The sequence below is a fragment of the Acinetobacter sp. RW6 genome, assembly GCF_041956835.1.
Classification (GTDB): domain Bacteria; phylum Pseudomonadota; class Gammaproteobacteria; order Pseudomonadales; family Moraxellaceae; genus Acinetobacter; species Acinetobacter calcoaceticus.
In genome coordinates, this window is the sequence record NZ_CP167121.1 from 65042 (window position 1) to 79688 (window position 14647).

Annotated in this window: 14 protein-coding genes, 1 tRNA gene and 1 pseudogene; 12 read left to right on the forward strand and 4 right to left on the reverse strand. The window is 36.1% G+C overall.

Annotated features, from left to right (window positions below; genetic code table 11):
- Window positions 1–13 precede the first annotated feature (13 nt).
- The 3 genes and pseudogenes from ACB088_RS00355 to ACB088_RS00365 all read left to right on the forward strand — a co-directional run bounded on the left by ACB088_RS00355 (window position 14) and on the right by ACB088_RS00365 (window position 1319).
- Window positions 14–100: transfer RNA gene (locus ACB088_RS00355), tRNA-Leu, on the forward strand.
- Window positions 101–192: 92 nt separating this feature from the next.
- Window positions 193–291: pseudogene (locus tag ACB088_RS00360) on the forward strand (XRE family transcriptional regulator); the annotation flags it as partial.
- Window positions 292–302: 11 nt separating this feature from the next.
- On the forward strand, window positions 303–1319 hold the full coding sequence (locus ACB088_RS00365) for a cell envelope integrity protein TolA (RefSeq protein WP_348949863.1): 1017 nt from the start codon (window positions 303–305) through the stop codon (window positions 1317–1319).
- On the opposite strand, the gene ACB088_RS00370 is transcribed toward ACB088_RS00365, so the two are convergent.
- Complete coding sequence (locus tag ACB088_RS00370; RefSeq protein ID WP_375038747.1) at window positions 1296–1550, reverse strand: hypothetical protein; 255 nt, start codon at window positions 1548–1550, stop codon at window positions 1296–1298. The genes ACB088_RS00365 and ACB088_RS00370 overlap by 24 nt on opposite strands.
- A gap of 275 nt (window positions 1551–1825) precedes the next feature.
- On the opposite strand from ACB088_RS00370, the gene ACB088_RS00375 reads away from it, so the two are divergent.
- The 6 genes from ACB088_RS00375 to ACB088_RS00400 all read left to right on the forward strand — a co-directional run bounded on the left by ACB088_RS00375 (window position 1826) and on the right by ACB088_RS00400 (window position 9548).
- Entirely contained in the window at window positions 1826–3097 is a 1272-nt protein-coding gene (locus ACB088_RS00375) for a sensor histidine kinase (RefSeq protein ID WP_375037699.1), read from the forward strand.
- Between the two features lie 67 nt (window positions 3098–3164).
- On the forward strand, window positions 3165–5915 hold the full coding sequence (glnE, locus tag ACB088_RS00380) for a bifunctional [glutamate--ammonia ligase]-adenylyl-L-tyrosine phosphorylase/[glutamate--ammonia-ligase] adenylyltransferase (protein ID WP_375037700.1): 2751 nt from the start codon (window positions 3165–3167) through the stop codon (window positions 5913–5915).
- A 24-nt stretch (window positions 5916–5939) separates the two neighbouring features.
- Entirely contained in the window at window positions 5940–6866 is a 927-nt protein-coding gene (locus ACB088_RS00385; RefSeq protein ID WP_005050169.1) for a branched-chain amino acid transaminase, read from the forward strand.
- A 67-nt stretch (window positions 6867–6933) separates the two neighbouring features.
- On the forward strand, window positions 6934–7821 hold the full coding sequence (locus ACB088_RS00390) for a mitochondrial fission ELM1 family protein (protein WP_375037701.1): 888 nt from the start codon (window positions 6934–6936) through the stop codon (window positions 7819–7821).
- Between the two features lie 13 nt (window positions 7822–7834).
- Window positions 7835–8641, forward strand: a complete 807-nt coding sequence (locus tag ACB088_RS00395) for a polysaccharide deacetylase family protein (protein WP_375037702.1) — start codon at window positions 7835–7837, stop codon at window positions 8639–8641.
- 61 nt (window positions 8642–8702) lie between these two features.
- Window positions 8703–9548 (forward strand): family 6 glucosyltransferase, encoded by an 846-nt coding sequence (locus ACB088_RS00400; protein ID WP_375037703.1) that lies wholly within the window; start codon window positions 8703–8705, stop codon window positions 9546–9548.
- Between the two features lie 72 nt (window positions 9549–9620).
- On the opposite strand, the gene ACB088_RS00405 is transcribed toward ACB088_RS00400, so the two are convergent.
- From ACB088_RS00405 to ACB088_RS00415, 3 genes are read right to left on the reverse strand one after another with little or no spacing between them, the layout of a single operon-like run.
- Entirely contained in the window at window positions 9621–10421 is an 801-nt protein-coding gene (locus ACB088_RS00405; protein WP_375037704.1) for a glycosyltransferase family 32 protein, read from the reverse strand.
- A gap of 45 nt (window positions 10422–10466) precedes the next feature.
- Window positions 10467–11396, reverse strand: a complete 930-nt coding sequence (locus ACB088_RS00410) for a glycosyltransferase family 2 protein (protein ID WP_375037705.1) — start codon at window positions 11394–11396, stop codon at window positions 10467–10469.
- Window positions 11397–11398: 2 nt separating this feature from the next.
- A complete protein-coding gene (locus tag ACB088_RS00415; RefSeq protein WP_375037706.1) occupies window positions 11399–12097 on the reverse strand; it encodes a hypothetical protein in 699 nt (232 codons plus the stop codon).
- A 143-nt stretch (window positions 12098–12240) separates the two neighbouring features.
- Between ACB088_RS00415 and ACB088_RS00420 the strand changes: the two genes are divergently transcribed.
- Genes ACB088_RS00420 through ACB088_RS00430 form a run of 3 tightly spaced genes read left to right on the forward strand, consistent with a single transcriptional unit; the run spans window position 12241 to window position 14506 of the window.
- A complete protein-coding gene (locus ACB088_RS00420) occupies window positions 12241–13014 on the forward strand; it encodes a glycosyltransferase family 25 protein (protein WP_375037707.1) in 774 nt (257 codons plus the stop codon).
- Between the two features lie 9 nt (window positions 13015–13023).
- Window positions 13024–13449, forward strand: a complete 426-nt coding sequence (locus ACB088_RS00425; RefSeq protein ID WP_375037708.1) for a WlaTC/HtrL family glycosyltransferase — start codon at window positions 13024–13026, stop codon at window positions 13447–13449.
- 13 nt (window positions 13450–13462) lie between these two features.
- Complete coding sequence (locus ACB088_RS00430; RefSeq protein ID WP_375037709.1) at window positions 13463–14506, forward strand: capsular polysaccharide synthesis protein; 1044 nt, start codon at window positions 13463–13465, stop codon at window positions 14504–14506.
- Window positions 14507–14647: the final 141 nt, after the last annotated feature.

The following is a 14647-nucleotide window of genomic DNA, read 5'->3' on the forward strand; positions in this document are numbered from 1 at the left end:
ACATACTTCCTCTCCCGAGGTGGTGAAATTGGTAGACGCGGCGGACTCAAAATCCGCTGTCAGAGATGACGTGTCGGTTCGAGTCCGACCCTCGGGACCATATTCAGAATCGTAAGATTCTACGAAAACCCCTAAGCTAACGGCTTAGGGGTTTTTTGTTGGGTAATTTTTTACGAAATTTTGATAATATATGATGAAGCAAAGCTGATTCAGTTGTACCGTCAAACACGTGAAGAAATGCGTTCAGGGTTAGTCTCTATTGCAGAGACTTATGCAAATCAATTTAAATAAAATACTTCAAAATGACCTTAAATAATTTAAAGAAAATCTTCTTATGGGGTTTAGTACTCCTATTTGTTCTTATTGTATGGATAAAGTTTCCTCTGATTTTTAAAGAGTGGGTATTTAAACTATTAGTTAAGCCTCCTTTTACTCCAGAGGCATTTACTTCATTAGGCCCAATAGGTGACATTTTTGGAGCATTAACTGCGCTTTTAACATCTCTCACGTTAATAATTGTTATTTATACAGCCTATTTGCAGAGACAAGCGAATATACATGCAAGAGAGGCTATGGCTGAACAACTTAGGCAAGCAGGGAAGGCAGCAGAAAATCAACTTGAACAGGCAAAAGAAGCTACAAAAGAACAGCTTGAACAGGCAAAAGAAGCTACAAAAGAACAGCTTGAACAGGCTAGAGAATCAACGACTCAACAATTAAATTTAGCGGAATCAACTCATAAAGCACAAATTAAGGAAACAATATATTCAAATTTCCTAAATACTTATAACTCTTTGATGAATTATAAATTAGCCAAATATAATACAATCCAGGTGTTCATTGACGGTCGTGTTTGGCATTCTGAGGAAATATTTAAAGAAATTGCACTTTCTTTTCTAGGAGAACAACAGATATTTGAACTTCAATTAACAAGAAGAGAAATCGGTGATTTATATAATCAAACTTTAGATAAAGTTGCAGGAATTGATAAAGGATTAAATGAAATAAATAGTTACTTTCTTTTGTATGAAAGTATTTATGAATTGATTAAGAATTCAGATATTTCTGAAGAAGAAAAAACTTTTTTTAGGAAAACTACATCAAATACAATGTCTAATCATGAACAGCTGACTTTATTATGGGCTTCTGTAGATATACTAGATTGTCATGAATTAGTAAAAGATACTGGTATATTTTCCCATTTTTACCGCGATGACCTAATGCCATTTTTCGTTACATTTTTTGAAAAATCTTGTTTTAGTCAACCTGAAATTATCAGTAACTGGGATAAATATTTAAATAATCAAAACCCGACCTAAGTCGGGTTTTTTTTTATTCATTTGGTGAACCGCGCAGTTAATGTTGACCACTTGGTGATGTAGCGTGTTGATGATGGCGCTAAATTCTTGTTCTTTTAAACCATCATCGACTTTCATTTTTGAAAAGGCAAAAAGTAAGTTTTGAAGGTTCTCAAGTGGATATTCAATTTCTTCCAGTATTTCTTCAGCCGTCATTTTCTTTTGGCTCTTAACGTCTAGTGTTGAGTGAATTTCTCCCCCTGTCTATTGATCATAGGGGCTATTTTATAAACTCGCATTTCTACAATCTTACAATTCTCTACCTTCAAAAATTTGTTGTATTTTCCTCAAATATACCCACTTTATGTATCTAAAAACCTTTAATTGAAACTTCACATTTCTATTTTGAAAAGAAAGTTGCTCTTTTAATGTACTGTGTTAAAGTTTGTAGTAGATCATAATGATTATAAGTACATTTTTTTTAAGAGCGGTTCCGACCAAAAACGACAAAATCTGTGAGGCGGGCAATGACATTCCAACATTTAGAACTAAACCAGATTGAGCAGTTAAGTGCTTGTAGAATATCGCTTTTGCTTGGATTAAATGCCGAGCAGAACTATATCGAGCAATTTTTCCGGTTTAGTCTTCGTCTTTTGAAGTGTAAAAAAGCCTTATTGACTTTTAATCAAGAACCTTACTTTTGGCATCGTTGCCCAGATGGTATGACCGCTATTTCGTTTAAACCTTCAAAACATTTAAAACAGTGCTTTGCTAAACAACAGATCATTAATCACTTACATCCTTCCTATCAAAATTTAACCAACTATTTAAAAGAATTAAATATTGAGTGTAGTAGGGCATTGGCCGTACATCTTCTACACCCTGATAAAACCTCTATGGGCTTCGCCGTTTTTTTTGATGACGATGCAGCAACATTTGAAGATGAAGACATCCAGTTATTGCTCGATTACTGTTCTACTTTTATGCAACAGGTCGAGTTGAAGTTTAACTATGAAGAGTTAAACGAACTGTATGAGCAACAAGTCGCGATTAACTCCAGTAAAACAAAATTCTTTTCAATCATTTCACATGATCTCCGAGCGCCATTTCATGGTCTGCTAGGTTTTTCAGAAGTACTCGCCAAAGAGCGTGAAACTTTAGATGAGTCGAGCATTCAAAACATTGCAGACTATCTATACGACACTTCGCAATCGACCTATAACTTGCTCGAAAGCTTACTGACATGGGCAATGGCTGAGGGTGGGCGTTTTGTTTATCACCCGATTAACTTTAACCTTAGACAAGTCAGTAATATCGTTTTTGATGTTTTGTATACCTTAGCTTTAAAGAAAAATATTGAATTGGTGAATGCTGTACCAGAAGATTTAAAAATCTATGCTGATATCAATATGATGACCTCAGTACTTCAAAACTTGGTGTCAAATGCGCTGAAATTTACAGATGTTGATGGTTCGGGCAAAGTCTTTATTGAAGCCAAACAAACTGGTGAAAATATTGAAATAACAGTGCGAGACACCGGTCTAGGCATGACCAAGCAACAAATGGCGAATTTGTTCCATCCACGTATTACTGCGAGCTTTAAAGGTACCGCAGGTGAAAAAGGTGCGGGTTTAGGTTTGAGTTTGTGTAAACGTTTTGTCGAGATTAATCAGGGGAAAATTAATGTCAGTTCCAAAGAGGGTGTTGGAACCACATTTAAAGTTTTATTACCTTCGGCTCAAGACAGTCATGATCCTCATATCGAATATCAATCATCATCGGAAGCAAAATTAGTCTAATCCCTTTTCCTACCACTACTCGAACTGCTATAACTAAAAAGAGAGTACGAGGAAAAGAGCTTTTTATATGAATGCGGAGCAGTTACAAAAAACATTGCGTGCTAGTCAGTACGCAGAACAAGTTTTAGGCCTGCATCAGGCTGTTTTAGAACAAGATTACCAAATAGATCAATTTACTGCACCGCTCTCAACTGATCAAATTTACCAATTTGTACAAACCACACTAGATGGAATTGGTGACGAAATATCTTGGATGCGCGCACTTCGTATTTTGCGTGGTCGTTTAATGTTCCGTTGGATTTGGCAAGATGCCAATCAACTAACCGATGTTGTCACACTTACTCGTGAACTTTCTGATTTTGCCGATGCCAGCATTTGTGCGGCAAAGGCTTTTGCACGTGTAGCACTCGTAGCGAAACACGGTGAACCTGTGGGTTACTCTGGCAAAGTTCAAGATTTGATTGTAGTTGCCATGGGTAAGCTCGGTGCACAAGAGCTTAATCTCTCGAGTGATATTGATCTAATTTTTGCCTTTGATGAACAAGGCGAAACCAATGGTCGTAAATGCATTGATGTACAGCAGTTCTGTATTTTATGGGGACAAAAACTCATTTATTTACTTGAACACATTACCGCAGATGGTTTTGTATTTCGAGTAGACATGCGCTTGCGTCCTTGGGGTGATGGCTCGGCATTGGCGATTAGTCATGCAGCTTTAGAAAAATATTTAAGTCAGCATGGTCGTGAATGGGAGCGATATGCATGGATTAAGGCACGTGTTGTAACTGGAGATAAAGAAGGGCAAGACTTGTTAGAAATGACACGTCCTTTTGTGTTCCGCCGCTATGTTGATTACACCGCTTTTGCCGCGATGCGCGATATGAAAGCGATGATTGAACGTGAAGTTCTGCGTCGTCATATTGAGGATGATATTAAACTTGGGGCAGGCGGTATTCGCGAAATTGAGTTTATTGTTCAAGTCTTCCAGCTTATTTACGGTGGCTCTAAACGTGAGCTTCAAGACCGCCAATGTTTAGTTAGTCTTGAGCATATTGGCGAATCAGGGTTATTAGAAAGACAAGCCGTTTTAGAACTTGAAGATTCCTATCTGTTTTTGCGCCGTGTTGAACATGCGATTCAAGCTCTCAACGATCAGCAAACTCAGCTATTGCCAGAAGAAATTGACCTAAGACAACGCATTATAGATACCTTGGGCTTTGCGAGCTGGAATGAATTTATTGATGTTCTCAATGAGAAACGCCAGAAAGTAAAAGTTCAATTTAAGCAGCTCATTGAAGATACAAGTTCAAATGCCGCAACTGAAAACTTTGGACAGTTAGAGCAGCAGTTAGATGAAGTGTTGGATGACAATGCGAAAAATTTGATTCATGAATTCTGGCACGGTCATGCACTCAAAAAACTACCTTCAAATGCAGTCCAGCGTTTAAAAACATTCTGGCCTCATTTAATTGAAGTGATTTTACAGTCCGAACAACCTCAAACTGCACTTTTACGTTTAATGCCACTGATTGAATCGGTCATGCGCCGGACAGTGTACTTAGTCATGCTGATTGAAAGTAAAGGGGCATTACAACGCTTAGTTAAAATGGCGACCGTAAGTCCTTGGATTTGTGAAGAACTAACGCAATATCCAGTACTGCTTGATGAGTTTTTATCGATGGACTTTGAGTTGCCAAAACGCAAGGACTTAGAAGATTCTTTACGTCAGCAGTTGCTTCGCATTGAGATTGATCAGGTTGAAGACCAAATGCGAGCGCTTCGCCTGTTTAAAAAGAGCAATGTACTCACTGTCGCTGCAAGCGATGTGTTAGCTGAAAGCCCTCTAATGAAAGTATCTGATGCGCTAACCGATATTGCTGAAGTGAGTGTAAACGCAACCCTCCATTTAGCTTATCAGACCGTAGCAAAGCGTCATGGTTATCCATGTGATGTCGATGGGAAACGTTGCTCTCTTGACTACAAAGCCTTTGCTGTCATTGGGTATGGCAAAGTAGGTGGAATTGAGCTGGGTTATGGCTCCGATTTAGATCTTGTCTTTATTCATTATCTGGATGAACAAGCCGATACGGATGGAACTAAGTCTATTACTGGCTTTGAGTTTGCGATGCGTGTTGCTCAAAAATTTATGTCACTCATGACTACTCAAACGCTTGATGGCCGTGTCTATGAAATTGATACACGATTAAGACCGTCAGGTGAAGCAGGTTTGTTGGTGACAAGTCTTAAGGCATACGAACACTATCAGTTGAAAAGTGCATGGCTTTGGGAGCATCAGGCATTAGTTCGAGCACGTTCTATTGCTGGCGATGAGGTGCTTTGCCAGAAATTTGAAATATTTCGCCGTGAGATATTGACTCAATCTAGAGATGAGGCTTATGTTCGTGAAGAAGTGTTGAAAATGCGTCAGAAAATGAAAGACCACCTAGGTTCATCTTCTGAACAAAAAAAACATGGTATTTTTCATTTAAAACAGGATGCAGGTGGTATCGTCGATATCGAATTTATGGCACAGTATGCTGTACTTGCATGGAGCGGGACGAACCCTGATCTCGCCCATTATTCTGATAATGTAAGAATTTTAGAAGATGCTGCTAAAGCAGACTGCTTATCCAGTGAAGATGCCACAGCATTAATTCGAGCCTATCTTAGTGAACGTGCCGAAAGCCACCGTTTAGCCCTTGCAAATCAATCCATGCAAGTAAGCGCAGCGGACTGGCGTAGTACCCGTGCGGTCGTTTGCAATTTATGGCAAAGATTAATAGACCCAACCGCCTCGGTTGAGTTGGATAGTGAATGATTTTATAACAATTTGGAGTGTTCCATGAATTTGGCTGATCGTGATGGTTTTATTTGGCAAGATGGACAATTAATTGATTGGCGTGATGCAAAGATTCACGTTTTAACACATACTTTACACTACAGTATGGGCGTATTTGAGGGTGTTCGTGCTTATGAAACGCCTAAAGGTACTGCCATTTTCCGTCTGCAAGACCACACAAAACGTTTGTTAAATTCAGCAAAAATTTATCAAATGAAAGTACCGTATGACCAAGCAACGCTTGAACAAGCACAAATTGATGTTGTACGTGAAAATAAATTAGCTTCTTGCTATTTACGTCCCCTCATCTGGATCGGTTCAGAAAAACTTGGTATTGCAGCAACAAATAACACCATTCATGCCGCAGTTGCAGCATGGGCGTGGGGCGCATACCTTGGTGATGAAGCAATGGCGAATGGTATTCGCGTTAAAACTTCATCGTTTACTCACCATCATCCAAACGTGACCATGTGTAAAGCAAAAGCATCTGGTAACTATACGTTGTCAATTCTTGCTCACCAAGAAGTTGCACATTCTGGTTACGATGAAGCTATGTTAATGGACCCACAAGGTTATGTATGCCAAGGTTCTGGTGAAAACGTATTCTTGATTAAAGATGGTGTTTTACATACTCCAGATATCGCTGGTGGTGCGCTTGATGGTATTACACGCCAAACTGTCATGACAATTGCGAGAGATCTTGGTTATCAAGTTGTTGAGCGTCGTATTACACGTGACGAATTCTACATTGCAGATGAAGCATTCTTCACTGGTACTGCTGCGGAAGTAACACCAATTCGTGAATACGATGACCGTCAAATCGGTGCAGGTGGCCGTGGCCCAATTACTACTGAAATTCAAAAGACTTACTTTGATGCAGTTCAAGGTAGAAATCCGAAATATGAACACTGGTTAACTTACGTAAAATAAGTTAATCCGTTAACATAAAAAGGCGAACTTTGGTTTCGCCTTTTTATTTTTGGCTTATGGAGCTTTTATGCATATTGTCTATGTCTCTGATGGTAAGGCAGGACATCGCTCACAAGCATTAGGCTTGTTTCAGGCGATGCAAAGACAACAGGCAGATACAACTTTTGAAGAGATCCTCATTTCTGATTTACCTATTATTTCTTTAATTCAGGTACTTTTCTCTTCAAAAAACTCCTTATTTCAACAAGCTCCCGATTTTATATTTGGAGTGGGAAGTCACACTCATTTTCGGGTCTGGTTACTCGGTAAGATTTTTAGAAAAGCTAAAACTATTATTTTGATGAAGCCTAACTTACCTGTGGTTTGCTTTGATTATGCAGTTATTCCAGAGCATGACGGCATTCATGCCGATAGCCATGTGATTGTCACGCGTGGTGCACTCAATCCAATTCGTAATGAAAATCGCCATCAAGCAGCCAGAATTTTAATAGCTTTAGGTGGCTCATCTAAACGACATCAATGGAACCAAGATAAAGTATTAAGCAGTGTTCAAAAAATTGTTGAGAATAATCCAGACGCTGAAATTATTCTGACGACTTCACGCCGCACGCCAGCAGGATTTGTCGATATTTTAAGACAGCAAAGCTTTGCCACACATTTGCAAATATTTCCGGTTGAGCAAACACCTCAAGGCTGGATTTTTGAAGAAATGCAAAAAGCAGAAGCTGTTTGGGTGACAGAAGATAGCGTATCTATGATTTTTGAGGCGCTTACTGCGGGTTGTCGAGTCGGGGTAATGGCAATGGACCGTTTGAAAGACGACCGCATTACGCACTCAGTTGATCAAATGTTAGAATCACAATTAATTTCACAGCAGACTTGTGTTGTACAGTTACCACAACCTTATGCTTTTAAAGAAGCAGACCGTGTGGCAACATATCTTTTAGCGAAATAATGAGTTTGGTACTGTGATTTATATTCTAATTTTACTGGTTTTACTTATTGTAATGTTTAGTTATAAATATGCGTGGTGGAAACCTGCAGTAGATTGGAATAAGCCACGTATATTGATGTATCATATGGTTAGAGACCATATAGATGGTGCTAAATTTAATAAGCTGCGTGTAAAACCTACTGAGTTTGAAAAGCAGATTGCATGGATGAAATCAGAAGGTTTTCATTTTGTGACAATGCATGAATTACAAGAGAATTGGGGACAACATCCTGCAAAGACTGTAGCTATTACATTTGATGATGGATATTTAGATAATTTAGAAAATGCCTATCCAGTTTTAGAGAAATATCAAGCTAAAGCGACCATTTATGTAGTAGTTGATCGACATGATCGAGATTGGTCAACTTATAAAAAAGCACACCATAATAGTGGTGAACTCATGCGTGAACCAAAATTGAATGATGCACAGGTTAAGCAATTAGCAGATAGTGGGCTGATTGAAATCGGTTCGCATACGCTCACACACGCTAATTTAAATGAACTGGATGATGCAGATTGTTTACGTGAACTGGTTGATGCAAAACAGCAACTTGAACAACTGATAGCTCAACCAGTCACCAGTTTTGCTTACCCATTTGGGATTTATTCAGATAGAGATGTGAAACTGGCTCGGCAGGCTGGGTATAGTAATGCAGTCACGACTGTAGAGGGTATTGATGGTTTACAACCAGACTTTATGCAACTGCAACGCATCAAAATTAGTGGTAAGGATTCTTTATTTGCAGTCAAACTTCGTTTTAAAATAGGTCAAAGAAGCTAAAAATTGATGATGAACCTCTTATTCGAAGTTAATATTAATGCTGCTCAGGAATGGATTAATCATGAATTTATCGCCTAAAAAAGTCGCTATATTATATATAGCAACAGGACGTTATACCGTATTTTGGGATTATTTTTATCAATCTGCGGAAAGTAATCTTCTACGGGAATGTAAAAAGCATTATTTTGTTTTTACCGATAATGAAGAGTTATTAAAGAAAAAGACAGATCAGAATGTATCTTATATTTCACAAGATAAACTTGGTTGGCCTTATGATACTTTAATGAGGTTTGATATCTTCCTAAGTATTGAAGATAGGTTGAAAACTTTCGATTATATTTATTTTTTTAATGCTAATACTGAAATATTAAAACCGATCGATGCACAAGATATTTTGCCAATACATCAACAAAATCTAGCATTCGCTATTCAACCGCATGCATTTCACAGAAATAAAAAGAAATATACCTATGATCGTAACCCTAATTCGACAGCTTATATTGCAATGAATGAGGGGAAATACTATTTTACAGGTGCTTTAAATGGTGGTCGGGCACAGGCTTACCTTGAAATGTGTCGGCAGTTGAGCAGTAATACCCATGTAGATTTAAGCAATGAGCAAATTGCTTTATGGCATGATGAAAGTCATTTGAATAAATATGCATTAAATCGAAAGGATATTAAGGTTTTACCTCCATTTTTCACTCGAGGTGAAAATGAAATATGGAAGAAAAAAGCTAAAGTTATGTTTTCAGATAAATCACATTTTAGATTTGGTGGACATGCTTATTTAAGAGGTGAAACTGACGAAAAAATTAGTGAAAAGCAATGGGACGTTTCTAAGAATGCAAAGCACAAAGGCTGGGGATTCCGAATTAAACAGCGCATCTCATCTTGGTTTTTGTAAAAAAATTATTCATCTGCAACTTAAATGGCGTTGTTCTTGAATTCCAAAAGAACAACGCAAATTAAAATAAGCCTATTGAGTTTTTCTTTTAAAAACTTTGCGTGGATGTAAAATATATAACCATAACTTATAAAGTATCTGGTTAAATGTGTTGAGTTTAACCACAGGGTTGATTTGTAGACGATAGTGATTTTTATTGACCACAGTTGTATCTGCATTGATATAAATCAGCCCAAACTGACTGGCAAAACGCTCATAACGATATGGATGTTGTTGGCTTTGAATAATTTTTTCAATAGCAATGGAATATGGAACAGGACCTGTAGTATTCAGTACACCTTTGCGCCCTACATGATATTTCATAGGGGTATAGTCATGAATACGAAAACTGACTTCATCTATGACTGCTTTTAAAAATGGTGAATGTGGCTTTGCAATAATATTCCACTGTTGATATTCACCATATTTTAAAAATTTTAGATGTTTGTTAATGCCATAACCTTGATATTGTTGTCCTACTTCATTCTCCCAACCGCAAATAATAAATTCATCATCTTCACGTAAAATGTCATCAAAAGGCACAGCACACGAGCTTTTTAAATCAAGATAAACTCCACCTTCTTGATACATGAGTAAGTAACGGAAAAAATCAGAACGAGCAGCAGCATAATTCTCTTGGATCAATAAATAGGTATCTAATGTTTTTTGATCATAATATTGTTGAATATAGTCCAAAATCTGTGCCTCATCATATAAACGATAGTCCCAATTAGGATTACGTTGACGCAATTCAGCCACTGATTTTTTAATATTTTCAGGAATATTGGCTTCACCTTGTAAATAAATTTGGTGAATGATTTTAGGAATTGGCATACCGAATGCTCAGATCAAGATTGAGGAAAATAAAGCAATCATTTATTACGGGTGTCGGACATGATCCAATTGGGTAAAATAAGTTTTAAGTGCCTCTGCACGATTTGCCCACCATTTGTCAGGATGACGCTTGGCAAGAACATAATAAAAACACTCTTTTAAGCTTTTTTGATCACGGGATTTTAAGCTTTTCCAATAGGTGGAAAGTGCTTTTTTCTTAAGTAAGTTTTGCTGCGTTTGATTTAAATCATGTGTATTTAAAAAGTCATAAAGAGTCATAAACATATCATGATGTTGCTGATTTAGATTTTGTGATAAACGGTTATCACCACGTTTGGTTTTGGTTTCTTCAGCATCTAAAATCACAAAAACGGTGGCGGTTTCGGTAAATAATAATTTCTGTGCAACCACACCTAATTCTAAAGCCAAGGATTCATCTTGAATAAATAAACTTGAATTACAACCTTGAGATTTTTGCCAAAGTTCTTTTGAACACATCACACACATTTCCATAATGTTGTGCTGAATCATGTAGGTCAGTGGCTGTTCAATTGTAGAGGTATCCATGTGTGGATAATTGTTGATTTCAGCTAAATCACGAATTTTAACTTTATTGCCATAAAATAAATCGCAGTTTTCTGTTTGCATCAATTCGACAATTTGTTTTAGACGATTGGGTGCGAGTACATCATCGGCATCCATAAAAAATAGATAATCACCTTGTGCTGCGTTACCCCCTTGATTTAGACGGTTCGCAGGACCTTTATTATCTATATTGTGAATAATTTTAACTTTTGAATATTGTTGTTCTAATTGATGAGAAAAATTTTTCCAATTTGGAACAGTCGAAGCATCATCCACCACAATAATTTCTAAAAGTTCTGGCAAGTCAGGTTGTAAAGACTCAATTGTCCGTTGTAATAGAGGGCCTTTATTAAAATGGGTTAAGACAACTGAGATGGAAATTGTCGCCATATCTAGTTCACTTGCTTGTATTTAAGGGTTTTATTTAACCATAAAAAAAATGTTTTTAAAGGCCCCGAAAAACTGTTGGTTGCTAAAAATTGTACTTGTATATAAGGAATATTGTATTTTCGGCAAAAAAACATCCGATGGTGTCCCTGATGTAATTTATCTTTCACACCTAAACCACGACATAACATAATTGCCATGGGGTGATTTTTATCGTAACCATGTTCTTTAAATGACATATCAATATCATGGAAACGGCTTTGGCGTTGATCTTTAGGCACCCCCCATTTATTACGATCACTATAATTATAAGCAGTTTCTTCGGTTTTTAAATTACGTTCGAGATGATTATCAATAATATCGCTAAGGGGAATTTCATAACTTTGCGTTGAAAAATCAAGATATTTTTTACGAATCGGTTTGAGTAATGCCAATATGCCTAATTGTGGCGCACGTTGTTCAAACATGATCAATGTTGGAAAATGGGTTAAACCTTGCTGTTGGGCTTGGAGTAAGATGTCACGCCCTTGAAATAGATTGTCTGCAATATTTTTAGAATCTTTACCGATAAATAAAATCACATCATCTGCTTGGATATGTGGATATTCATTTTTTAGTTGCAGATCAAGCTTTGAATCACTGAGTTGAAGCAGTTCTTCAATCTTTACATGGTAATACTCAGAAGAAAAACCAAGTGCAGTCATCTCAAGCGATCATCCCAGTAAAAACGACCATCATAATCATGTTACTACAAAAAATCTATTCATCAATCACACGGGAAAAATACTATTTGAATGCCGAATAAAATATAATGGTTTTTTCCAAGTAGGCGTTTCAGGTTCGTGCAGTGAAAAAATATTTAATCAGTATTGAAAAGGAAGGCAGCGCAAGATTGACAAGCTTCTTCTCACAACCGACATTTGGAAAATATCATAGTGAATTTACCAAAATGGGCGTGATCGGAGCGCTACTGCCGACGGCTGAATATTTTAAACTTGCAGTCGCAGGACGTAAAAAAGCACTCAGCCCTGCTGAGCTTGGCTGTACCTTGTCACATGTTAATGCATTTAAAGATTTTTTAGCATCAGATGAACAGTATGCCTGTATTTTTGAAGATGATGCCATTTGTTTAAATGATATTGATTTAAATGACTTAGAAGCACAAGTTAGTGGTTTAAATTTACATGAGTGCTTTTTTCTGAGTATGGGTGGCATTCAACTGAGAAGTAGCAAGACTGTACGTGGTACATTTTTAGAAAATAAGATCAATCAAACACCTGTACTTAAGCTTCATCCTGTGTATTTTGGACGCTTATTTTATACTTATGCTTATATTATTGACCGAAAAATGGCTGAATTATTAATCCGTTATCATGAGATTCCAAAAGGCTGTGATCATTGGTCGCAGATGCGTGATTATGATCCAAACTGTCAGTTTTATGCGACTTTCTTATTTGATCATCCTGAACTTGATGAAATGGGTACAGGACAAAGTTATATTGAGCAAGAGCGCAAATTGTTAAATAAAGAAGAAAAATTTAAAAAATCAATTTTTGATAAATGGAAAATTTCTCTTTTAAAAAGAATTTTTAAAATCATGTTAAGTCAATATCCAAAATAGGTTCGTAAAATGTCGATTACAATTATTACAGCATGCTTTGATATTGGACGAGGTAGTTGGAGTATGGAAAATGGGCACCCCAATTATTTAGAATGCTCTACTGATAAGTACTTTAAATACTTTCCAAATTTAGCATTTTTAGCAAATGAACTGGTCGTTTTTACAAGTACTAATTTCGTATCTAAAATAAAAGAAATACGAGGTAGTAAGCCTACAACTATGATTAAAATATGTGTAGATGAAAAATTTCATGAATGTATTGAGACTATTTTAAAAATTCAGAATAATGTTCAATTTCAACAAAAAAAGGGAATAGAACAGCTTAAAAATCCTGAATACTGGTCTGCAGAATATGTTTTAGTGAATAATTTGAAATATTTAAACGTTATGATGAAAAAAACAATAATAATTTTTCAAACTGTTTTAAAAAGTTGATGGGGTATTTTTAATGTCAATGCAGGTACAAGATCAACCAGAAAATATTGAAGTAATGTCACAAATGATAGATTTATTTTCTCACGATGAAGCACAAACTGTCCGATTAAAACGTTTGAAAAAACAGCCTTGGCGTACTTTTTATTCGTTATTTGTACCCAAAGCTCAGCGTAAACGAGAAGCACAACAAGCCAATGTTTTACAAAAAAAGCATGTTGCAAAATTATGGAATATTTTTTTAGATCAATATTTTGCTGGTAAGCTAGAACATTTCCAACTTAAAGCGAAAAAACAATTTTCAGATCAAAAAATTATTTGGCAGTATTGGGGACAAGGTTTTGCTGCCGCACAGCAAAATGACACGGTGAAATTATGTTTTGCCTCTGTCGATCGTTTTAAAGGTGACTATAAAGTCATACGGCTTGATGAAGAAAGTGTAAAAGAATATCTAGATCTGCCAGATTTTGTTTGGGAAACTAAGAAAAATAAAAACTTTAAACCAGCCTTTTTTGCTGATCTTATCCGACTTGCTTTACTTGATATATATGGGGGAATTTGGATTGATGCCACAATTTTATTAACTGAAGAAATCAACCCTTTAATTCTTGAACAAGATTTTTTTATGTTCCAGCGCGATTCTGAAGCTGAAAATAAAAATAAATGGATTGATTTTAATGATGATTATTTTGGTTGGCATGATGAACATTTTGTTAATGTTTTAAATAGTTTTATTGTGTCGCAAAAGCATAATGAAATTACACATTTTTGTTTAGATATTATGCTTAATTATTGGAAAACGCAAAATAATATCCCGCATTATTTTATTTTTCAGATTATGTTTAATGAATTAATAAAAACACATTTACTGCATAGTTCAATGTTATTATTAGATGATACCTTGGTACATCTATTACAAGTAAAACAAGCTGAAGTATTTGATGTGAAAGATTATAGTGAAATTTTATCAAAAATAGAAATTCATAAACTGAATTATATTAAGGAAGTACAAACAGGTTCTTATAATGAATATTTGTTAAAAGAATATGGTTTACTATAGTTCTTCTAGATAGTTTGATCAAATCTAATGAAAAATGAATATCCTCTTTGAAAGATATTCATTTGGATTATTGATGTTGCTGAAGTCATAAAGATGAGTGCGGCATTAATTTCTGTAATAATTATAAAGTTGATTATATTA